20 protein-coding genes are annotated in these 23597 nt (G+C 36.3%); 7 read left to right on the forward strand and 13 right to left on the reverse strand.

Features of this window, described 5'->3' with window-relative positions; translation table 11 throughout:
* Positions 1-28: 28 nt before the first annotated feature.
* Genes BAZO_RS18285 through BAZO_RS18295 form a run of 3 tightly spaced genes read right to left on the reverse strand, consistent with a single transcriptional unit; the run spans position 29 to position 2966 of the window.
* Positions 29-1219: an ABC transporter permease gene (locus tag BAZO_RS18285; protein WP_003332924.1), complete on the reverse strand. Its 1191-nt coding sequence runs from the start codon at positions 1217-1219 to the stop codon at positions 29-31.
* Entirely contained in the window at positions 1216-2415 is a 1200-nt protein-coding gene (locus BAZO_RS18290; RefSeq protein WP_003332925.1) for an HlyD family secretion protein, read from the reverse strand. Before BAZO_RS18290 ends, BAZO_RS18285 begins: the two co-directional genes overlap by 4 nt.
* Positions 2412-2966 (reverse strand): TetR/AcrR family transcriptional regulator, encoded by a 555-nt coding sequence (locus tag BAZO_RS18295; protein WP_039957745.1) that lies wholly within the window; start codon positions 2964-2966, stop codon positions 2412-2414. The genes BAZO_RS18290 and BAZO_RS18295 overlap by 4 nt, the downstream gene beginning before the upstream one ends.
* 413 nt (positions 2967-3379) lie before the next feature.
* On the opposite strand from BAZO_RS18295, the gene BAZO_RS21940 reads away from it, so the two are divergent.
* Positions 3380-3526: an FbpB family small basic protein gene (locus BAZO_RS21940; protein ID WP_081585771.1), complete on the forward strand. Its 147-nt coding sequence runs from the start codon at positions 3380-3382 to the stop codon at positions 3524-3526.
* A gap of 46 nt (positions 3527-3572) precedes the next feature.
* On the opposite strand, the gene BAZO_RS18300 is transcribed toward BAZO_RS21940, so the two are convergent.
* Positions 3573-4346 (reverse strand): CPBP family intramembrane glutamic endopeptidase, encoded by a 774-nt coding sequence (locus BAZO_RS18300; protein WP_235786754.1) that lies wholly within the window; start codon positions 4344-4346, stop codon positions 3573-3575.
* 128 nt (positions 4347-4474) lie between these two features.
* Entirely contained in the window at positions 4475-5413 is a 939-nt protein-coding gene (rarD, locus tag BAZO_RS18305; protein ID WP_003332928.1) for an EamA family transporter RarD, read from the reverse strand.
* A 131-nt stretch (positions 5414-5544) separates the two neighbouring features.
* Between rarD and BAZO_RS18310 the strand changes: the two genes are divergently transcribed.
* The 5 genes from BAZO_RS18310 to BAZO_RS18330 all read left to right on the forward strand — a co-directional run bounded on the left by BAZO_RS18310 (position 5545) and on the right by BAZO_RS18330 (position 13064).
* Positions 5545-6297 carry a YkgJ family cysteine cluster protein gene (locus BAZO_RS18310; protein WP_003332929.1) on the forward strand — a complete coding sequence of 251 codons (753 nt, stop codon included), beginning with the start codon at positions 5545-5547 and terminating at the stop codon, positions 6295-6297.
* 100 nt (positions 6298-6397) lie between these two features.
* Entirely contained in the window at positions 6398-7843 is a 1446-nt protein-coding gene (locus BAZO_RS18315) for an extracellular solute-binding protein (protein WP_003332930.1), read from the forward strand.
* Positions 7824-10346 (forward strand): EAL domain-containing protein, encoded by a 2523-nt coding sequence (locus BAZO_RS18320; protein ID WP_003332931.1) that lies wholly within the window; start codon positions 7824-7826, stop codon positions 10344-10346. Before BAZO_RS18315 ends, BAZO_RS18320 begins: the two co-directional genes overlap by 20 nt.
* 95 nt (positions 10347-10441) lie before the next feature.
* Entirely contained in the window at positions 10442-10669 is a 228-nt protein-coding gene (locus BAZO_RS18325; protein WP_003332933.1) for a hypothetical protein, read from the forward strand.
* A gap of 214 nt (positions 10670-10883) precedes the next feature.
* On the forward strand, positions 10884-13064 hold the full coding sequence (locus BAZO_RS18330; protein WP_003332934.1) for a malate synthase G: 2181 nt from the start codon (positions 10884-10886) through the stop codon (positions 13062-13064).
* Between the two features lie 80 nt (positions 13065-13144).
* On the opposite strand, the gene BAZO_RS18335 is transcribed toward BAZO_RS18330, so the two are convergent.
* The 4 genes from BAZO_RS18335 to BAZO_RS21330 form a co-directional block, all read right to left on the reverse strand.
* Positions 13145-14035, reverse strand: coding sequence for a LysR family transcriptional regulator (locus BAZO_RS18335; protein ID WP_003332935.1), 891 nt, complete (start codon positions 14033-14035; stop codon positions 13145-13147).
* Positions 14036-14050: 15 nt separating this feature from the next.
* On the reverse strand, positions 14051-15010 hold the full coding sequence (locus BAZO_RS18340) for an alpha/beta hydrolase (protein ID WP_003332936.1): 960 nt from the start codon (positions 15008-15010) through the stop codon (positions 14051-14053).
* A 178-nt stretch (positions 15011-15188) separates the two neighbouring features.
* A complete protein-coding gene (locus BAZO_RS18345) occupies positions 15189-15998 on the reverse strand; it encodes a tyrosine-type recombinase/integrase (protein ID WP_003332937.1) in 810 nt (269 codons plus the stop codon).
* A gap of 107 nt (positions 15999-16105) precedes the next feature.
* Positions 16106-18142 (reverse strand): sensor domain-containing diguanylate cyclase, encoded by a 2037-nt coding sequence (locus BAZO_RS21330; RefSeq protein ID WP_003332938.1) that lies wholly within the window; start codon positions 18140-18142, stop codon positions 16106-16108.
* Positions 18143-18385: 243 nt separating this feature from the next.
* On the opposite strand from BAZO_RS21330, the gene BAZO_RS18355 reads away from it, so the two are divergent.
* A complete protein-coding gene (locus BAZO_RS18355) occupies positions 18386-19504 on the forward strand; it encodes a TIGR04053 family radical SAM/SPASM domain-containing protein (protein ID WP_003332939.1) in 1119 nt (372 codons plus the stop codon).
* 37 nt (positions 19505-19541) lie between these two features.
* Here the strand turns inward: BAZO_RS18355 and BAZO_RS18360 are convergent, their stop codons facing one another.
* The 4 genes from BAZO_RS18360 to BAZO_RS21335 are packed head-to-tail and all read right to left on the reverse strand — an operon-like array spanning position 19542 to position 23584.
* Positions 19542-20255, reverse strand: coding sequence for an ECF transporter S component (locus tag BAZO_RS18360; RefSeq protein ID WP_051015830.1), 714 nt, complete (start codon positions 20253-20255; stop codon positions 19542-19544).
* On the reverse strand, positions 20231-21913 hold the full coding sequence (locus BAZO_RS18365) for an ABC transporter ATP-binding protein (RefSeq protein WP_003332941.1): 1683 nt from the start codon (positions 21911-21913) through the stop codon (positions 20231-20233). The genes BAZO_RS18360 and BAZO_RS18365 overlap by 25 nt, the downstream gene beginning before the upstream one ends.
* A complete protein-coding gene (locus tag BAZO_RS18370) occupies positions 21895-22779 on the reverse strand; it encodes an energy-coupling factor transporter transmembrane component T (protein ID WP_003332942.1) in 885 nt (294 codons plus the stop codon). The genes BAZO_RS18365 and BAZO_RS18370 overlap by 19 nt, the downstream gene beginning before the upstream one ends.
* Entirely contained in the window at positions 22772-23584 is an 813-nt protein-coding gene (locus BAZO_RS21335; protein WP_003332943.1) for a DUF4430 domain-containing protein, read from the reverse strand. The genes BAZO_RS18370 and BAZO_RS21335 overlap by 8 nt, the downstream gene beginning before the upstream one ends.
* Positions 23585-23597: the final 13 nt, after the last annotated feature.

Raw genomic sequence — 23597 nt, forward strand, 5'->3', positions numbered from 1 at the left:
GCCCGTCGCACAAAAAGACTGACAAAAGTCAGCCCACTATTTCAATATCGTTTTGTGTGTCTTCTCTCTTTTTCCAAAACACCCTGAGGCTCGAGGCGATAAAAGCAACTAAAAATGTGCACAACCCCATTAATAAAAGGACTAAGCAATCCTTCCAAATTAATTCAAAGCCAACACCTTTAATAAAAATATTTCGTACTCCATCAAGAAAATAGGTTAATGGTAATAAGTGACCAATGACACTTAACAATTTAGGCATTGCCTCAAATGGCCAAGTAAAACCAGACAGTAAAAATGATGGAACGGCAATTAACATCGTAATTTGTGTTGCCCCGACTTGGTTTGCAGAAAACAAACTTGCAAGATAACCGATCCCTAATAAAGCAAACGTAAAGGAAACGGCTAATCCAATGGCAGCAAAGAGATTTCCATTTGACGGTAAGTCAAAGCCGTAAATGGCAACTAAAAACGTTGTTATAAAATTAAAGATTCCAATTAAAAAGTATGGTGCAGATTTTGCGTAAGCAATCCGCCAAGGACATTCACGCCATTCTTTAAATCTGTTCCAATTACCTTGTTCTTTATCACGGGTAATCGTTAATGATAAGCCCAACAACAATACTTGTTGCAAGGCAACCCCTATTAAGCCGTAGACTAGAAAAGTGCTGTAATTAAATGTTCCATTATAAAGAACCCTTGAGCGAAAAGGGATGGATTGAAAGGTTAATTGTATTTGCTCTGAATTAAATTTGTTTTGCGCGAGTTTTTTCGCTGCTGTTCCAAAATTGAAATTAGCAATAACCTCATTTGCTGCTTTCGTGGCTGAGTTTGAAATAAGCATATTACTTCCATCAATCATTGTTAAAATAGGCGCTTCTTCCCCGCGCAATACTTTGTTAAACATATTGTTCGGAATAACGATAGCAACCTTTGCTTTTCCCGCTTCAAGCAATGGCTGGATCTCCGCTTCCGAATTCACTAGTTTAATAACATTAAAGCTTTCTGTTTCATCAAAAGCCTGGACTATTTTTTGACTTAATTGACTGCGGTCTCGATCGACTATAACGGTATCCATTTCGGTTACACGATGATGGGAGTAGAGATAACCAAACATGGCTGTATATAATATTGGTATAAGGAAAAGCACAGCAAATAAACGCTTGTCCCTAAAAATATTTCTCCACTCTTCATTAATGATATGACCAATGCTTAATTTCATTTTAGCTCACCATCTCCAACCCATTTTACAGTCATGCCTGTTGGGATTTCAGCAGGTAGGTCCGGTAACTCAACCTTAAGCGCAAATGAACGGATATCAGTTTCACCAATACTTTGCGTAGCCTTTTTTATCGCAAAATCACCGGCAGGAGAAATCGTTTTAATTTTTCCGGCCAATTTTTGATGGGATGCCACTAATTCAACAATAACAGGATCACCTGTTTTTAAATTTACAATTTCCGATTCATCAAAATAAAACTGTGCATACCTCGTATCATTCGTTTCGATTGTAAAAATAGGAAAACCTGTGTTTACGAGCTCTCCTATTTGCGTTGATTTGGTTACAATCACGCCATCTGCAGGAGCAACTAATTCTGTATAGGAAAGGTATGTTTTAGCCTCATCCAAAGCTGCTTGGGCTTGACTTTTTCCGCCTTGGGCTGAAGCAATAGCACCTTCTGCTTGACCGATTGAGGCATTTGCCAATTCCACATCTTTTTTACTTACATCTACTTTGCCACGGTTGGCAATCGCATTTTTTAATGTTGCCTGTGCTTGATCAATTTGTGCAGCTGCTGACTTTTTCTGTTCTTGGGAAGCGAAGTATTCAGCCTTTGCTTGCTCCATTTTTGCTTTTGCTTCATCTACTTGAATTTGTGCTACTGCACCAGCTTTTTGCAATTCTTTCATCCGGTCATAATTAGTTGTTGAAATTTCGTAGAGCTCTTTAGCAGAATTAATTTTAGCATCCAGTGCTTGAACATTTGCCTCAGCTGCCTTTACTGCAGCTTCCGCTTGTTGAATTTGACTTTCAATTGACTGTTCAGTAACCGTAACAGCTTGATTACCCTGTGCTTCTTTAACGGTAGCCGCTTTTTTCGCGCTGCTGGCTTCCGTTATTTTTCCTTCCGCTAATTGAACTGCCGCTTCTGCCTGCGCTACTTTATTTTCTAATTCTTTGCTTTCCAAGCGAGCTATAACTTGACCTTTCTTTACAACTTCTCCTTCTTCCACTAATAACTCAGTTATTCTTCCTCCAATTTTAAAGCTGGCATTAATGGTAGTCCCCTCAATATAGGCTGTCGGACTAGCGGTAGTTAGACCTCCATCTGAGGCTTGACTTGTTAGTAGTACCCCAAAACCACCAGCAATTAAAATGAACATCCCAATAAATATGATCCACCGTAAATTCTTCATCTCGCCATCACTAATCCTTCCATTAAATAAAGCTTAAACAATTCAAAAACCTCTTCATTCGTAAGCATCCCATGCCGAATATCATTCAATTCTACAACCAACGAAACATACATTTTATAAATGACAAATGCTGTTATTTCCGGGTTACATTCTTTGAATTTTTTATTAACGATTGCTTTTTCAATGAAGACCTGTATGTAGGAAAGTAATTCTTTCTCAATTTGAACAAGGACTTGTTTCGCCACTTCTGTCCCAAATTCTTTAACCTCTTGAGAAAGCTTAATCATTAATACATGTTCTTTCCGGTAAAGTAAAACACTGTAAAGCACTTCATGTAAATTTTCAAATGCTGTTCGATCTATTCTTATAGCGTTTTCGGCATTTTCCTTCATTTCGCGAATAAGGGCTTGGATGATTTCCTGAAGAATGACCTCTTTATTTTCAAAATATGTATAAATCGTACCTTTACCTACCCCTGCAATCTTAGCTATATGGTCTACCGTAGTCCCTTTAAAACCAAACATTGAAAAAGATTGAGTTGCCGCTTGCATGATTTTTTCTCTTTTATCCACTTTCTCACCACCGATTGACCGTTTTAGTTTTTTGGTCAGTTTTCAAGAAATAATTTACCATATTTAATACACCTCGACAAGTTTTAACTTCATTCAACTGAATCGCTCAGGCTTCCGTAAATATCCATTTAAAGACAGAATTATGAATATTTTTCAGAAAATTGTTAAGATATTGTGAAATTATCACCAAAATAGTTGAAAATGTGATAAATATCATATATTGTCGAATTAAGCAGACATTATAATAAAGGCATAAACAAAATATTAGAAAAACACGTAATTTGCCCACAATGGCAAATTGCGATGTATTTTCTTATACTATCGACAAATAAAAATATAAATTCTGATAGTATAAAGAAATTAGAATAAATTACTATGGAGGATCATGAATAATGAAAAAAAGAATTCCATCTTTCGAGGAGCTAGTAAGGGAGAACAAATTAGAATTAATGCGTGATGAAAAAGAAATAGATCGCATTGAAATGAAATTAGAAAAGAAACGCGAAAAACAACTAGTTGCAGCTACATCAAGAAGATAAAGTAAGGGTCAGGCACCTTACTACGAATTAAAATGTTAGAATCTTTCTAATATTTCGATTCAAAGGAGCCAGACCCTCTTTTTTTAGAGTACATATTAGTAGCAAATACACCTGCAATGATAAAAAACGTTACTAATAATCCACCTTCAGGACCAAAGTTTCCCCCTGTCAAGAGCTTCGCACTACTTTCTGTAGTTATTTGATATAGCCCATGCGGGTCTGTACCGCTAACCGGAAAACCAAACACATTCCCTTGAAAATAATTCCATGTAATATGATACCCAATTGGCATCCATAGACTTTTTGTAGCATCATACATATAAGAAAATAACAGCCCTACAAGACCAATGTTAATCAATCCAAAAACCGAGACATTGGGATTCATACCATGGAATAAAGAGAAAATTAGAGCTGACATTACATATAGGAGCCATTTCGAATTATGACGATCTTCCATCGTTTTCATGATATAGCCGCGAAAAAATATTTCCTCGGAAAAGCCGACGGCAATAAATAAAATTAGAAAAGTTAACGAATAAATAGAAAAGTCTGGTGCAAATAGACTCACTTTTAACGATAGCTGCCCCGTCAATAACAATAGGATAAAAATAAGCGTCATCGAGGCCCCACCTAAAAATAACCCGAACACAAAATCCTTCATATTTAAACTATTAAGTTCTAAACCAAGCGCTACAATTTTCTTTTTATTAATATATCTCCAAATTAGCAAACTGCTAAAAATAGCACCTACTACCCCACCGCCATTCATTAAAAGCTCGATCCATGGGTAATATCCTGGATCGAAAATCTCCCTATGCAAAAATATCCCCGGCAAGGAGAAAAGCACTTGAAAAACAATTAGCATCAGACTAGCTAAAAATATAAGCCACCCCGACCGTACTAATCCGAATCGATTTCTAAAAATAATTATAATCCCCCCTATACTCCTTACACGCTTGTATTATGTTTACGCAGCTTTGGTTGAAATATTCTAATTCGTTTCGCATTAGATAAAGAATAAATGACAAGTGCAAGCCAAATAAAAGCAAAAGCAATAAAGTCGATCTTCGTAAATTGTTCATGGTAAACAAATATGCCTAAACACAATGTTATCGTTGGTGAAATGTACTGAATAAAACCAATCATTGATAAAGGTACCCTTTTTGCAGCTTCCGCAAATAATAATAGTGGGATAGCAGTCACAATTCCTGTGCCAATTAATAATAAATTAGTAGTATTAAAAGAGAGAAGTGCAAATTCTCCTTTTCCATCTAAATAAAGACTAATTAAATAAACTACGGCTATTGGAGTTACTACCATAGTTTCAACTGTCAATCCAGTAGTTGAACTTAAGTTTGCTTTCTTTTTAACTAAACCATATAAGCCAAAGCTTAATGCCAATAATAATGCAGCCCAAGGAATTTTCCCGTATTGGAACATCAGCACCAAGACACCAATTGCCGCCAAGATAAAAGATAGCACTTGAATGAAGCTAAGCCTCTCTTTAAGAACAATGACCCCTAATAACACACTAATTAATGGATTAATATAGTATCCAAGGCTAGTTTCAAGGACATGATTGTTATTTACAGCCCAAATATAAATAAGCCAGTTGCCGCTTATAAGAATCCCAGACATAATAACAGATAATGCCAATATAGGCTTTGAAATAATAACTTTTAATTCTGTTAGAAACTGCTTCCCCTTTTTGAAACATAGTAATACTAAGATCATAAGGGCAAACGACCAAAAAATACGGTGGGCTAATATTTCTTCTGCAACGATAGTATCTAATGCTTTCCAGTATATTGGGAGGACCCCCCAAATCATATAGGCAAAAACCCCATTTAACACACCTATCGTTTGTTGTTTTTGTTCCTCTTCCATTTAAAATCCTCCGATTCCAAAAAAAAAAATAATAAAGTAATTATATGACTGCTGTTTAGTTATTGCTAGTTTAAATTATTTCTATAAAATATAAAAAGGTAGGCTCTAATTCATGTAAGGAGTGGAGAGGCTTGAAAAACTATCTTAACTACAAAGATATGGTTGATATTTGCAACGAAATAAATGAACAACATATTCCAGCCGAGGATGCTTTTTTAAATAAAATTGATGAGTTATTCGAACATACAAATTTAGAAGGAAAGGAGCTAATTCTTTACTCCTTCAAAGAATTGTTAAAGGTCGTCGATTCTGAGATCAATAATATAGAAAAGAAAGTGAATATTTCTCCAAGCTGCGAAAAAGGCTGCGCCAATTGCTGTTATTTCCCAATTATTACGACAAAATTAGAGGCTAAGCTTATGATTGGCGTGATTAATCGTATGCCTGATGAACGAAGAAACCAAATCATGAACCATTTACAAACATATTTTACCAAACATCATGATGCTATTAATAAACTTTGTTCTATTAATTTTGAAGAAATAAGCGACTTTAAGCTTCAATATATTTCAAGTCAGCTGCCATGCCCTTTGCTGAATGTGGAAACGAATGAATGTATCGCTTATGAAATTCGTCCACTACCTTGTCGAACATATTTAAATTATTGTAACCCTATCGTTTGTAAAGATGATTTCATTCCAAGTGAACCTTTTAGCTACGAATTTTTACGTGACTATTATATAGAAGCTTTAAATGAACTCGTTCAAACTATACTTTATGAAGATCATGATGATTATGGAATTCAATATCCAGATGATGTATTCCAAGTAGACTATTTGCCTACTTTGTTAAAAAATGAACAATTTATGAAAAAAGCGAAATAGGTACTGATCTATTTCGCTTTTTTTATTTTTTAATCAATATTTGTTTGGCAATATAAGGTATAATAATGGTGAAACTTGTCATATAAGGTGGGTGATTTTTGTGAAAAAAGGAAGATTTGTGGTAAATACTATAATTTCAGCTTCTCTTTTATTATCACTACTTGGTTGTACTTCTGAGCAAACAAACAAGAAAGTTGAACAAAGTAACCCAGATTTAACGACTATTCACATCATTGCGGAATCTCCTGAAGCAATCACTTTATTTCGGATGGAAGAACAAGAAATTTTAGAAAAGTATCATATTAAGCTCGTTTATAATTATCCGCAAAGGATTACAGATCGTTTAGAAGACTATCTTTTCTCAACAGACGATACGTATGATATATTTGTTGTTTTTCCAGCGAAAATACCTTTATATATTGAAAGAAATATGCTCCTCCCACTAGATTCATATATGGCTAAAAACAAAGAATTCGATAATGAAATTATCCCTGTATATCGAAAACTTTATATGAATTATGACAACCATGATTATGGCGTGGTTTATGACGGCGACACCCGCCTACTGTTTTATCGAAAAGACTTATTTGAGAAGTATAATAATGAATATAAACAACAATTTGGAGTTGACCTTACTCCTCCTGAGACATGGGAGGAATATGAACAGGTTGCAAAATTTCTAACCCGTGACATCGATGGGGATGGAAAAATAGATATATATGGTACGGCAACGCTTAATGCCGATTCGAAGCGGTACATTTGGTTTGCTGAACGTTTCATTTCAATGGGCGGCAAATATTTCGATGAAGACATGCATCCGCTAATCACATCTAAAGAAGGGATTCGTTCCATCGAGGAGCAGATGGCATTAGAAAACAGTGGAGCAACACCACCGCAATCGATGTTTGACTGGGTCGATCTGAACAACGCTTTTCTTCAGGGCAATATTGCTATGGTTGTTCAGTTCAGTGATACGGCAAGGTTTTCATTTGATGAACATGAAGAAACTTGGAATTCAAAAATACCCGGTAAGGTTGGATGGTCATTAGTTCCAGGAGAAACCCCAGAATCATCTAGAGGTGGTACCTGGATCGGTCGTGTCCTTTCCATATCAAAAGACTCCAAACACCCGGATCAAGCTTGGCAGGTTATTGAACATATCACATCATTTGATGCTAGTAAGGATGCAATTGGATCATTTGAAACAATCAATGACCCTTATCTTAATAGTCATTTAACAGCAAATGGGAAGGGCCCTTTCCCTAGTGAAAAAATGAATCAAAACTTTCTGGATACGGTAAAAGAAAGCCTAGAAAATCCGAATGTCGATTTAATGATCCCAGGCGGTTGGGAGTATATGCAAGTGTTAGACCACTACTTAAATCTTGCGATGATTGGTAAAATTACTCCAGAAGAAGCACTTCAAAGTACAGCTGGTGAGTGGGAGAAAATTACCGACAAGTTCGGTCGAGAAGAACAAAAAAGATTTTATAAAGAATGGTTACAAAAACTGGAGGAAATAAAAAATGTTAGCAAAGAGAAATAGCATTACATTTCGAATATGGCTAACGATGAACGCCCTTCTTCTAATATGTATTGTTTCACTTGGCTCCATGTATCTTTATCATGAAGCCGATAACTTAGAAGATGGGTTAAGAAGTGAAGGACGTACAGCAGCAACTACTTTACGTTCAGCCATTTCTCTTTCAATGCTTAATGAAGATTATAGCAGCATCTCTCCCCTTGCTTACTCACTATTGGATCAGCCAAATATTCAGTATGTTATCGTAAGAGATCAGGCTGGGACAGTTGTCAATCAAAAAGGAGAAACATTTACAAATAAGGAACTATTTATTGAAACCGTGCCATTAGTTTATTTTAATTCGGATTTGGGTGAAATTGAAATCGCCCTTAAAAAAGATAATTTATTGTCAAAACAAAGGGATTTATACACATATACAATCTTGATTATGTTAATTGTTTCTGCTTGTTCCATGTTCATTTCCATTATTTTGAGCAGAAAATTGACTTTACCATTAAAGGAACTCATGGCTGCAACAAAAGCTATGAGTGAAGGAAAACGCCATATACAGGTAAAAGAAGTGGGTACGAATGAAGTCCATTCCTTATCTGTCGTCTTCAATCAAATGGCAACAACGATTGAGCAAAATGAGGATAATTTGAAAAAGGAAGTATTACGGGCGACTACTAGACTCTCTGAAAAAGTGAAGCAATTAAAAACGCTCGGTAATATTTCTCAAGCTGTACTAAAACAAAATTTAAGTCACTATGATGTTGTAAGTATTATATTAAAAGAAATAAAAGCGTTTATTAATCCTGACAGACTTTCAATCTCATTATTCGAGGACAATAAAGATATTGTTTATATTTACTATATTACACATAATAACAGTATTACGATAGGTGAAGTCCCGTATACTGATACCCCCTTTGAAATCGTAGCAAAAACACACAAGCCCTTTGTTCGGAATGACCTTTCAATGAACAAAATATTACCTTGTGAACAAGTTCCATTAAGACAGGGCATCAAATCAACGATTTCATTGCCATTAATTATTAACGAAAGAGTTATCGGAACATTAAATATAGGAAGCCTACAAAAAAACTTTTTTAACGAAAATGGCAAGGAAGATACACTCACCGTTTTCGCAAATCAGATTGCAATTGCGATAGATCGAGTTTCAGCATATGAATCATTAAAAATTTCTGCTTATCACGATTATCTAACAGATTTGCCAAACTATCGCTATTTTAAAGCAAGTTTGAACAGAGCTTTAACGTCGATTAAAAATCAAAGTAATTCCTATATGCTTGGAGTCATGTTTCTAGACCTAGATCGTTTTAAAATTATTAATGATTCACTTGGACATGAATTTGGCGACCTTCTATTAAAACATGTTGCTCATCTTATTGATTCATGTGTTGAACCTGATCATACTGTTGGTAGAATTGGCGGAGATGAATTTATTATCCTCCTGCCTAAAATTAAAGATGGCAATGAAGCGATACAGCTTGCTGAAACAATTACCAATGTGATCAATCATCCGATTACGATATCGGGGTATGAAGTGCACATTACATGCAGTATCGGTATTGCTATCTATCCGACTGACGGCGAGGATGCCGATACACTTATCAAGCATGCTGATATTGCGATGTACAGGGTGAAGGAGTTAGGACGAAATAATTATAGTATTTATTCGCCATTGGAAAAGGACTCCACTTATGAACAGCTTATTTTCGAAAATGATTTAAGAAAAGCATTGGAGCGAAATGAATTTACAGTCTATTATCAGCCAAAGGTGAATATCCAAACTGGAAAAATTAGTGGCATTGAAGCACTTGTTAGATGGATTCATCCGGAAAAAGGAATTATCCCTCCTGGCAAATTCATCTCCATTGCAGAAGAAACTGGGCTGATTATTCAAATCGGAGAATTTGTTCTAAGAACTGCCTGTAGGCAAGTGGTAGAGTGGCAGAAGAATGGAATGCATCCTATCATTGTCTCAGTCAATTTATCGACCAAACAGTTTTTACAAACAAATCTGGTTAAAATGGTCGAAGAAATCTTATATGAAACCGGACTTGCCCCGAGCCAGCTTGAGCTTGAAATAACAGAGAGTATGACAGTGGACTTTAATCAAGCCATTACTACACTTAATCATTTAAAACAATTAGGGATCCAAATTAGTGTTGATGATTTCGGTACAGGCTATAGCTCGCTTAATTATTTAAGAATGCTGCCAATCGACCGCCTAAAAATTGATCGTTCTTTCATTAGTGATATTACGACAAATGCTGAAAATGCTGCCATTGTCTCGACGATCTTAACGATGGCTTATAACTTGAAATTGGATGTTATTGCTGAAGGTGTTGAGGAGGAAAATCAAGTGGACTTCCTTCAAAAAATAAATTGTGATGAAGTCCAAGGTTATTATTTCGGTCATCCACTTCCAGCCGACGAACTGGAGCAAAAATTTCCTGAAATTTACGACAAAGCTAAGCTTTGGACTAAGGTTATTGACTAATATAAAAAACCGAACTAGACACAAAGTTGTTTAAAAATAGACACAGAGATGTTATAATTAAAATATTCAGATAAGATGAAACAGAAGGGAAGTATTTGGATTTGTATCGTGCTGGGACTGCTTTATTACTTGGGTTAGGTTTAATTTTAGTTGAAGCGTATATTGTTATGGTCATTAAAGATTACAGTGCGGTCAGACTGGGTACTATTGGGCAATTCTTAACTGTGTGGGTTATTAATTCTTTATTGGCTTTCGCGATTTTGACAGACATCAAACAATGGTTGTCCAAGCGCGATAATACAGATTTACAACACGAACTTTAATAACATGATATTTTCGGGGGCTGTTCAATAAGAACGGTCTCTTTTTTCGTCTATAACATTATTGCATACCCATTATTCAAAATATATATTTTCAAAATAGGCTGACAACTCTTATAATGAAAATATTAAAGAAAAATAGAGATAAAAAAATATTTTTATGTTCAGGAGAGAACTATCTTATTTAGAAACGATTTAATTTAGGAGGAAATAGAAAATGACTAAATATGTAAAAATCGGTAATTTACAGGTAGCTTCGATCCTTCAAGACTTTATTAATCATGAGGCCCTTCCTGGAACACGGGTCACCTCTGAACAATTTTGGAACGGCTTAGAATCACTAATAAAGGATTTATCACCCGAAAATAAAGCATTGTTATCCCGTCGGGACGAGCTGCAAAGAAGAATTAATGAATGGCATTTGAAAAATAAGGATTCGTTTGAATTTGAAAAGTACAAATCCTTTTTACAAGAAATTAATTATCTTGAACAAGACGTGGAAGATTTCGAGATTGCTACTCAAAATGTAGATGATGAGATTGCTATCCAGGGCGGCCCTCAGCTTGTAGTGCCAGTTGATAATGCCCGCTATGCAATCAATGCAGCCAATGCACGTTGGGGAAGTCTTTATGATGCGCTTTATGGGACAGATGCCATTAGTGAAGAAAATGGAGCAGATAGAAGCGGTGCTTATAACCCTCTACGTGGTGAGCTTGTTATTAATTTCGCTAAAGATTTCCTTGATCAAACAATTCCTTTAAACAATGGGTCCCATAAGGAAGCTGCAGCATACCAAATCGTAGATAATCAATTATATGTGCTTCTTACTAATGGAGAAACTACAACTCTTAAAGACAAAGAAAAAGTGATTGGGTATCAAGGGGAAGCCCAAAACCCTTCCGCAGTATTATTTAAAAATAACCGCCTTCATTTTGAAATTCAAATCGATCGAGAGCATCCCATTGGTAAAACCGATCAAGCAGGCGTAAAAGATGTGCTTATGGAAGCTGCAACGACAACGATTATGGATTTTGAAGATTCCATCGCAGCTGTTGATGCTGAAGATAAAGTAGGCGTGTATCGCAATTGGTTGGGTCTTATTAAAGGAGACCTCGCAGCTACTTTCCAAAAAGGCACTAAAACAATGACACGGGTTATGAATTCTGACCGCACTTATACATCCCTAACTGGTGATACTATTACGCTGTCTGGAAGATCATTAATGTTTTGCCGTAATGTAGGACATTTGATGACAAGCAATGCTGTTTTAGATCAAAATGGAGAAGAAGTTCCAGAAGGAATTTTAGATGCAGCGATTAGCAGTTTAATTTCAACACATGAGTTGATCGGAAATTCTAAACATGTAAATTCACAAAAGGGTTCAATCTATATCGTTAAACCAAAAATGCACGGTTCCGAGGAAGTTGCCTTTGCCAACAAGCTGTTTGAACGTGTTGAAGATATCCTTCAGCTGGAACGCAACACCATTAAAATCGGTGTTATGGACGAAGAGCGCCGCACTTCATTAAATTTGAAAAATTGCATTTATGAAGTTAAAGACCGGATCGTATTCATTAATACAGGATTCCTTGACCGTACAGGTGATGAAATGCATACATCAATGGAAGCTGGTCCAATGATTCGTAAAGGTGATATGAAGTCTGCTACATGGCTTGGCTCTTATGAAAAATCAAATGTAAATGTGGGCTTAACTTGTGGACTTCAAGGCCACGCCCAAATCGGTAAAGGAATGTGGGCTATGCCAGATTTAATGGCCGAAATGCTAAAGCAAAAGATCGGCCATCTAAAAGCAGGCGGTAATACAGCATGGGTACCATCACCAACGGCTGCCACACTACATGCATTGCACTATCATCAAGTAAATGTAATTGATATTCAAAATGAAATTGCTAAAAACATTACGGACCTGCGTGATGATATTCTACAATTGCCTGTCGCAGAAAATCCAAATTGGTCACCTGAGGAAATCCAACAAGAGCTTGATAATAACTGCCAGGGTATTCTCGGCTATGTTATTCGTTGGGTAGAACAAGGTGTTGGGTGTTCTAAAGTACCGGATATCAACAATATCGGATTAATGGAAGACAGAGCAACACTTCGTATTTCCAGCCAACATGTTGCGAACTGGTTACACCATGGAATTTGTACGAAGGAACAGGTGGAAGAAACATTGAAGCGAATGGCAAAAGTTGTTGATGAGCAAAATGCAGGCGATTCTGCCTATCGTCCAATGGCACCTGATTATGACAGCTCTGTAGGCTTTCAAGCTGCTTATGACCTTATCTTTAAAGGCTATGATCAACCAAGCGGTTACACTGAGCCGATTCTACATCAAAGACGTGCGGAGGCAAAAGCTAAATTTGCCGTTCAAAATTAAGAAAAGCGGAAGCACCCGCTGGGGGCTGGAGCTAGACAAGTAAAAAAGACATGAGGGCATTTAAGTGCCTTCATGTCCAATTAATGTTGATTACCCGTAAACTTTTTTGCTATATCTATAAATTCTTGAACAGCAAAGGACTGGTATTTATTTTTCTTCCAAATCATCCCTAGCTCTAAATAAATTTCCGGATGTTCAAAAGGGATGGCAACAATATCATTTTTTAATTCCTGACAAATCTTGCTTGGCAACAATGCAATCCCTAGTTTTGCTCCGACCATCTCAACAATAAAGTCCTTCTGAGAGGTTTCACAGACAACATTTGGTGTAAATTCATTTTTCAAACAAACATCTAGGATTCGATCATGAAGTGAAAAATCTTTTCGATATAGGATAAACGGTTCGTTTTCTAACTGAGAAAAACTGATAACTTGATTAGCGGCTAACGGGTTTTCTTTGTGAACGATAACCATTAAGGGATCTTTTAAAAGTTTAATAACTTCAAAGCTATCATTTTTAATCGGGATATTACAAATTAATCCAATATCTAAATTTCCATCCTCTACTCCCTCTTTTATTACCTTTGAACCAACTTCAGTAAGATGTATGTCAATTAAAGGGTAAGTTTCTTTATATTGACTGATTAAAGCGGAGAAAAAAGCCGCTCCCATGATTGGTGGGATCCCAATTTTAACTTCACCTTTCTTTAATTCAGCAATATTATTCAATTCCGATGTCAAATTATGAAAGGCATCTAATACATTTTTTGTATTAATTAAGACAGCCTTCCCAGCATCTGTAAGCTCAAGTTGTTTTGGCGAACGATAAAATAAAGGAACCCCCAACTCACCTTCTAAATTTTGAATTGCCTTACTTAAAGATGGCTGGGATACATGTAGTGTTGATGCTGCCTTTGTAAAGCTTAAGTGTTTGGCTACCTCAGCAAAGTATTCTAAATGCCGAATATCCAATTCATTCACCCCGTTTTAAGCTCTGTCAAACCTATAATCATCTTTTATATACTTACCTATAAAGTGAATAATTCGGTCCTCATAAGCTTTCTTTTGATGTTTGTAATTTCGAATATGTCCACCTTTTTTTGTAATCCATAATTCCGCATTAGGAGCATTATGATAGATTTGCTCACTTTCTTTGTACGAAATAGCCCCGTCCTTTTTGCTATGAATGAGCATTAAGCCCTTGTCCTTATAGGCTTTAGCTGCAACGTACGGTTTAACCTCTTTTAAATCTAAATCAAGAAAAACATTTTCCGCAATATCGATCATATACTTGCCAATCGGATTGGGAAGACCTGTCCAGTACGTAAAGTTTTTCTTCGTGTATTCCTCCAAGTCCGCGAATGGGCTGTCAGCGATAACAGCCTTCACATCATCTGACTCGCTTCCGACTATGATCGAAGTGGCTGCTCCCATTGACCAACCGATAAGGGCAATATTATGAATTCCTTTTGTTTCTTTTACATATTGAATAGCTGACATTAAATCCGTTCTTTCTTTTGCTCCGATCGTTGTGTAGCTTTTCTCCGACTCACCGCTATTGCGGAAATCATACATAAACACATGAAAGCCTTCAGTTGAAAACCTTTTTGCAAGTTTAAGCGTATCAATCGGCATATTTTCTCTGTTATCTCCATAGCTGTGGGAAAAAATCACAGCCTTCTGGCTAATAAAATCATGATTAGTACTTGGAATCCACCAACCTTTTAATCGGACATCATCATAAATATTAGGAAAGGTTACATTCTCATATTCTAAATCATATTTAGAAGGTAGCTGCAAGATGGCAAGTTTCATCGGGTTCATGACCTTATAACCTGTATATACCGATACCCCGGTTACAACGATAATTAATACTAAAAAGACTATTAAAACGTCTAATAATAGGGCTCTTCTTTGATCCTTTGTTAAAATAAAGATTGATCTCATGATGGCTCACCAATTCTGCTTTCATCTTTTATATTTATTATTATAATATATTTTCAGAAAAATGAGTTAAAAACAAGCAAAAAAGCGTCTCAATTTTAAAAATTGGAGACGCTATATAATGTTATAATATTCACAAATTATAAGACAATGCAACCGTGCGTATCGCTTATAATAAAAATTACTCAACATTTATTAGATATCTTTTTGTTATATTAATATCATTATGTCCAGCAAGCTGGGCCACTACTGCAATATCTAACCCTTTTTCAATTAAATCCCTGCAAAATGTATGACGCAATTTATGAGGATTAATTTCATATTTTTCTAACATATATTGAATAGATCTTGTCGTTAATCGATTATTCTGTTTTGAAATAAATAACGGTCCTTCATAATCCTTCGGTAGCGTTTCCAAATAATTCTTCAAAACTTTCAGCGCATCCTTTGGAATCGGGACTATTCGTTTCTTATCCCCCTGGGGATTCGTAATCGTTACTGTTCCTATTTGTCCATTTATATTAATATCACTGCGATCTAAATTACATAATTCAGTTAACCGTACCCCCGTATACAAAAGCATGTGCACGATTGTAGTATTTCGAATATCTTTATCTTTTTCTACATCTTTTAAAAGCTTTATCCGTTCATCTTCTTTTAAAAACTCAGGGATAGTTTGATAAATATTTTTTTCTTTTTCCTTACGTTTAATATTATCCGCCATTGCAGGATGCTCCAGGAATTGGGCAAATACACGAATAGTAGCATAAATTTTGTCAATTGTTGATGCACTTTTTCCTTCTGCCTCAAGCTCATTCATATAGTTTTGAATACTGCTATGATTAAGCTTCCCTAAACTTAAATTTCTTTCTTCCAACCAATAACTCAATTTTTGAATAGCACTTTTGTAAGTATGAATTGTATTAGGAGATTTCTCTTGATGAAATAGCCATTCTTCAAAACCATCTATTAGACTAGCATCTGAATTCAAATTGATCACCCCATTACCAGACTATTACCATTATACTCTTATTATTCGTGGAAGTAAAATAATAACATGGAATTATCGGAATTCTTTAATCAAATACGCCAATGAAGTTAAACCTTTTCAACCTTAACCGTGCGGTTTCTTCCTAAATTTTTCGCACAATATAGAGCATCATCTGCTTTTACAATCATTAATTTGGGCTCCGGATTTACAGTTTCACTGGACACAACCCCGACACTAATGGTTACATATTTACTAACTTTTGATTGGCTATGAAGGATCTTTATATCTTCAACGGCCTTTCTAACTTTCTCAGCGACCTTGGCAGCACCTTTCAGGTCTGTTCCAGGAAGAACAATGGCGAATTCTTCTCCCCCATATCTTGCAAACAAATCACTTGAACGATTAATTTTCGGGCTTATCGTGCTGGCAATAAGCTTCAAACAATCATCGCCTGCCTGATGACCATACGTATCATTGTATAATTTAAAGAAATCAATATCGAATAAAATAAGTGAGATGGGCAGACCGCTATCTATGGATCGCGCACATTCAACTTCCATGAACTCATCGAACCTCCGTCGGTTCGCAATTCCCGTCAGCCCATCCATTGTTGATAACTGTTTAAGGAATTCATTGGTTCGCTGAAGCTTTTCTTCAAATAATTTTCGCTCTGTAATATCTCGGGAAACAGCGATGAATCCAGCAATTTTATTTTCTTCTTGGTCATAAAAGGCTTTTATCGTGCTTTCCAAAAAAATAAAGTTCCCATTTTTCGTTTGCATTTCATAGCTAAAGGTATATATTTCACCTTTTTTCAAATTTAACACCCGATGATCCACTAAATTAATAATGCTTCTTGTTTTCGGCGGATTTTCAACGAAGCTTTTCATTAATTCATTGGGTGTATAGCCGAGGATGTTTTCAACTATAGGCGAAATATACACAATCGAACCGTCTGCGTTATGGCGTGAAATGATATCTGTTGAGTTTTCTGTGATAAATCGATAACGTTTTTCGCTTTCAATCAAATCCATCTCAACCTGTTTTTGTTTTGTAATATCGATCGCATATCCAATAATTCCGACTACCACATGATCAACAATGATTGGAACAGCCGTTACATTCATATCGAGTAAATGCCCATCCTTATGAACAATCTTCGTGTAAAAACTAACGGAATTCCCTTGTAGTACTTTTGAAAATTGCTCATTAATAATGGGATATTGGTTTTTATCAATAAAACTATAGATTGGTTTTCCAATAAGGTCCACTACCTTATAACCAGAAACTGTTTCCGTAACTTTATTTAACTTATGAAAATGCCCATAAAGATCTAATGAAAAGCAAATTTCTGGATTATTCTCAAATAATGATTGATAGCGTAGCTTACTTTCTTTTAATTCCGTATTTAGCTTGATTAATTGATCCTTAAAATTAATTTCATTCGTTTTATCGGTTATGATTGAGAATAATAGTTTTCTTCCTCTAATATTAACAACCGATGAAAATACTCCTACATCCCTAATTGTTCCGTCAACTAATCTATGTTTAAATATAAATTCTTTATTTTCACCACGTTGAACTTGCTCCATTCTTTTGAACAGCTCCCCATTGGTTAAACTATTTATATCCTTTATTTTCATTTCTTTTAAAATTTCAATTGGGTAACCATAAAATTTGCTAGCCGCCGGATTGGCGTCTATTATTCTTCCGTCATTTTCAGGGTCAATTAATAGCATGATCGCACTATGGGAGTTAAAGATATCGGTCCATAGATCATTTTTGTATAGTAATGCCTCTTCAAAAAGCTTAGTACTCGTTATATCGAATAATGTAGCAAAACCAATATACTCACCATTTTGATTAACAGTGGTTGTTCCTACTTTTAGCCAACGAACTTCATTACTTTTTGTATAAAATTTATACGTATACTCTTTAGTAGGCATTTTATTTATCAATCTATTATGAATGCCGGTCATAAAAGGCTCTTTTGCATCCTCTTCAAAGAAATCCCAAACGTATTTATTTTCAAGATCTTCCTCGTTATATCCGCTCATTGTAAAAAATGCTTCATTCGCATATATGAATTTTTCTTTATATAAAACCATTGGAACTGGAGATGCATTTAAAAAATTAAATTCCATTTCATTCTCGCTCCTTTTGGAAGACTCCACTTTTGAGAAAAATATCCTTCTTTACATTTTAATATAAGATTTGTCTCTATATAATACTTTTATTCTTTGTTCCTTAATTTGTAACAGACTGCCTAATCATTAAGCCTTTCAAAATTTTATAATTATAATAATGGATTGCATTTGATTATGGGACAGGATAGGTGATTAAGAGTGGAAAAAAAAGGACATCCACATGGAATGGGACATGGAACGATGATCGATTATAATTTGAATCCATTTATAGTAATTTGGGAGGTTACAAGGGCCTGCCAATTAAAATGTGTTCATTGCCGTGCTGATGCACAAACGACACCAGACCCGAATGAATTAAGTCATAATGAAGGAATTAAACTAATTGATCAAATTTATGAAATGGATAATCCAATGCTTGTATTTACAGGTGGAGACTGTATGATGCGGGAGGACCTATTTGAGCTTGCTGATTATGCAGTTAAAAAAGGAATGCGAGTTTCTATGGTACCTAGTGCCACTGATAATGTTACTAAGGAAAAAATGGAAAAGGCAAAATCTGTCGGTCTTTCCCGCTGGGGCTTCAGCCTCGATGGACCAACACCTGAAATCCATGACCATTTCCGAGGCACACCTGGTTCATTCAAGCTTACTTTAGAAAAAATTAAATATTTAAATGAACTTGAAATGCCACTGCAAATAAATACGGTCATTTCCCGCTACAATTATCATCATCTCGAACAAATGGCCGAGCTTGTCAAAGATTTAAAAGCAGTGATGTGGTATATATTCTTACTTGTTCCGACTGGTCGAGGTCAACTCGAAGATTGCCTAACATCGGCTGAACATGAAAAGGTATTTTTATGGCTATATGAATTGAGTAAAACAGCACCCTATGATATTAAGACTACCGCTGCCCAACATTATCGTCGCGTAGTTATTCAACAAAAAGCAAAAGAACATAAAATTGCCAAAGGTGAAATTCACTATGAAGATAGTATTACGACAGATGCTGCCTCTCTAGTAGATGGCCTAAAACGTGCACCTAAAGGGGTAAATGACGGTAATGGCTTCATCTTTGTTTCTCATACCGGCGATGTTATGCCAAGTGGATTATTGCCGCTTGTGGTGGGAAATGTGCGGGAAACTTCTTTAAAGGAAATTTATCGTGAAGCACCAATATTAAAAGAATTGCGGAATCCAGACCTTTATAAAGGAAAATGCGGTGTATGTGAGTTCCGAAATGTATGTGGTGGCTCCCGTTCCAGAACATATGCAATCACCGGTGATTACTTAGAAAGCGAACCTTTCTGTGTCTATATACCGGAAGCCTTACGGAAAAAGGCCCAGCCATCGGTATAGAGAGTTAGTTATTAAATAGCTGTCAAATCGTTGACAGCTATTTTATTTTTGCGACATGGGGACAGGCACCACCCAGCAGTCCGTACTTCACTTTAAAGCGCTCAAGGATGGTTTTCCACCTTGTACTAAAGACGTACAGGAAAAATAGATTGGATAGGGCATGGGCTAAATCAAAATAAAAGCTTGATACCATACCAGCTACCACCATACCCAGCGTTATATTCTCCCCAAACCCGACAAGATACCATAAATCCATAATCCAGCCGAATAGAAAGCCCCAGATAAAGCCAAATGGGAGTAATAATAGCCTTCTCCGAGGCCAGAGCCAATCCTTTAATAGTCCAGCCGAAAGCCCCATCATCCCCCATGAAAACATTTGCCAAGGCGTCCACGGCCCTTGCCCAAGAAATAAATTAGATACTAACGCTGCAATTGCCCCAACTAAGAAGCCCGTTTCTGCACCAAATACAATAGCCGCGATAATAATTACAAACGAAGTGGGCTGAACGCTAGGTATGGCGGCAAAGGGGACACGGCTAACAGCAGCAATTGCAGCTAAAATGGCAATTAACACAATTCCTCTTGAATCAAGCTCTTTCCTTTCAAACCGAGCAAAAAAAGGAAACATGATAACAAACAAGGTCAAAAAACTAAGAAGCATATAATGGTCTCCTTCTAGGAGCACCATTACAAACAATAAAAGAACGACTAATAATGTGGAAATAATTAATAGCAGCCTACTGCGTCCCATGCCTTTAACACATCCTCATAATTTAGTGCTTGAGGGAGATCGCCTCGCACCAGCCGATTAATAGCTGTTGTATAAAAATAATTGTCGCTAAACATCTCTTTCGCCGTACCTTCGGCCACAATCGAACCTGCAAACAAAAGTGAACAATGATCCGCGTATTTTGCAGCAAATTCAATATCATGTGTAACCATTAATATGGAGATCCCCTTTCGTTGCAGCTCCTTTAATAAATTACCAACATCCAACTTCAATATCGGGTCAAGTCCCTTTGTCGGCTCATCAATTAATAAAATCTCTGGATTTTTCAATAAAACACTAGCCAGCGCCAGCTTTTGTCTTTCTCCCCCGCTCAAATCATAAGGGTGTTTATGCAACGCCCTCTCTAACCCAAAAAATTCAATCGCTTCGGCCAAAGCATTAGTGGAACGTTTTCCATCAACCAATTCTTCAGCAACAGTTAACTCTTCTTTTACGGTGTCTTGCGTAAAAAGGGCCAGTGGATTTTGTGATAGATAGCCTATTTTGTTATAACGTTCTCGTACTTTCATTTTATGTAGGGGGTGACCCTCGATCAAAACCTTTCCACGTCTCGGATTCTCTATACCGGCTAAAATCTTAAGCAACGTCGACTTCCCAGCACCATTTCCACCGATAATCGCTGAAAACATCCCCTTCGTCATTCCATACTGAACACCTTCCAGCACCATCTTGCCACTTCGATCATATTGAAAAAAAACATCCTTACATTCAAGAATCGAAGTCCCTGTTACTTCTTTTTTATTAATTAATAAATTCCCTTGCACCCCTTTTGGAAAATGCCGATCATTTTGCTTTGAAAGCCATTTTCGCCCCTCTCTAACAGTAATCGGAACTTGATCCTGTAACAGCCAGTTTTCGTCACTGATCAGAAATAGCTTCGTAATTTCAGGTAAATATTGAAAGTAAGCATCATTTTTGTCAATTTGCTTAATAACTTGTTGTGGTGTGCCCTGTAGCTTTATTTTTCCATCCTCTAAAATGACAACACGGTCAACAATCGGAAAAACTTCCTCTAATCGATGTTCAATAATGACAATGGTCGTATTAAACTCCTGATTGATGCGATGAATCATTTGCAAAAATTCCCGCGCAGCAATTGGATCAAGCTGAGCTGTTGGTTCATCTAAGAGCAAAACCCGTGGCTGTAAAAGCAAGACTGAAGCTAAATTTACAAGCTGCTTTTGTCCGCCAGAGAGCTCATGAATGGATAGGTTCAACCAAGCTTCAATGCCAAAAAACGAAGCCATTTCTGCCACTTTTTTTCGAATATCAAAGGTTGAATAACCAAAGTTCTCTAATGAAAAAGCAAGCTCATGCCAAACTGTACTAGTCACAATTTGATTTTCCGGGTCTTGAAAAACAATCCCGATTTCTTTTGCGGTAATAACGGATGGAATGGAGTCCATTTCTTTTTGATCAAAATAAATACTGCCAGATCTCGTTCCAATAGGGGCAATCTCTTTTTTCATTTGCCTTAGAAGGGTAGTCTTTCCACATCCCGTTGGACCGCAAAGTAACACCATTTCACCTTCTTCAACTAGTAGGGATATATCTTTTAATAATCGCTTATCCTCACCCGCATACGTAAAGGAAAAGTTTCTTATTTCGATAAGCGCCATTTACAGTACTCTCTCCCTTCAATAAAATGAGGTGTGAATAAAAACAATAGAACTAAAACAAATAAATTATTTTCACGATTTGAAAGGGGCAGTGCTTCTAGCTGTGGGTAGATTTCCAGTTTCCCATAGCCTGATATTCCTTGGATAATGAAAATAACCATAAGCAGACTGAACCAAATAAGAAAAAAAACATCCTGCTTATAGAAACGATATACATTAAATGAACTTCGTTTTCCTAGTCCATATCCTCGCGCCTTCATCGAATCAGCTGTTTGCAACGCTTCTTCCATTGACCATGTCATCAATATAAACAGGATGCTCATTCCGGCTTTCGCCCTTTGTTTAATTGTGCCTGACTTTATACTGATTCCTCTAGTTTTTTGGACATTTGCAATTTCTATTAATCTTCGTTTTAATAATGGCACGAAACGAAATGCCATCATAATTAAAAGCGCTGTTTTCGGTGCAAAGGATGAAAATAAATAAATAAATTTATCCTCTGTAATGATGAAATTAAAAGATAAAAAAGTAATTATAATCGTAACGATCGATAACATCATTAAAAAGCCAAACATCATACTTTCTAAAGTGATGGGCTGATCAAATAAGTAAAATAAAATAGTAGCCCCGCGGTGTGAAAACAAAGGATTTATGAGTAAGATGACAACACCAATAAAAATATAAAATTTAGCACCTTTTCGTATTTCTTTTCCACGATTATGGAAAAAATTTAATAGGATTACAGATACTAAGGCTGCAAGTAAAAAATAAGGGTGTATAAACAGCATGCTGATTAAAAATAATCCAATGTAATATAAAAAACATATAGCTGGGTGTAGACTATTAAACCCAAAGGAATTATTCATTCACAGTAGCCCCTAAATCTTTTCCAAGGTCTAGCGTATAAGCCCATTCAATTTTATCTCCGGGTTTTACTTCAGTAGTCCCTGCACCTTTTTTCATAAAAGCGCCATTAACACTGTACATCCATCCACTTTTCGGCCCTTTATCAAATTCATATAGATTCTGAATTCCTTCGATGTAGGCAGTGGCACCGCTGCCTCTATATTCCATTTGGATTCGATTTTGTTTTGTCACTTTTTTCAGTACGTCTAGGACTGTATCGCCCTCATTAATCGAAACCTTTGTTGCTTTCAAAATGACCCCTGTTTCAGCATCAGCTCTAATTACAATGATCGCCTCAGTTATTGGCGTATTTGGTTTTAATTCCTGCTCAACCTTTTGACTAGTGGTTGGCACATTGCTTGGATTGTTCGTTGCTACTTGTTTTGTCTGTTCTTTTTCTTGTGGTTTATCAGCCGTTTCATTTGCTTGTTTTGGTGTATCATTTTTAGGATTAGTCACAGCTTCCTGTTGTTTTTTTACTTGTGGTTCACTTTGTTGCTTTGTTACTACAGCTTCTTTCGTATCTGTTGGTTTTTGCGGCTCTTCCTTACCTGCAGCTTCATCCGTTGGTGAAGCTGCTTTTTCAGTTGTTGAATTCTGACTATTGTCTGTTTTACCCTCTACCTGGAGAAGATCTTCCTTAGATAGTTCCTGCTCGGTATTTTCACTATTGCTATTAGACTGACTGGCATTGTTTGCTCCACAGCCTACAAGAAACGCCGTTATTATTATCATAGTAACTAGTAATCTCATCATTTTTTTCATAAAAAAACGCCTC

Source organism: Schinkia azotoformans LMG 9581 (assembly GCF_000307855.1).
Classification (GTDB): domain Bacteria; phylum Bacillota; class Bacilli; order Bacillales; family Bacillaceae_J; genus Schinkia; species Schinkia azotoformans.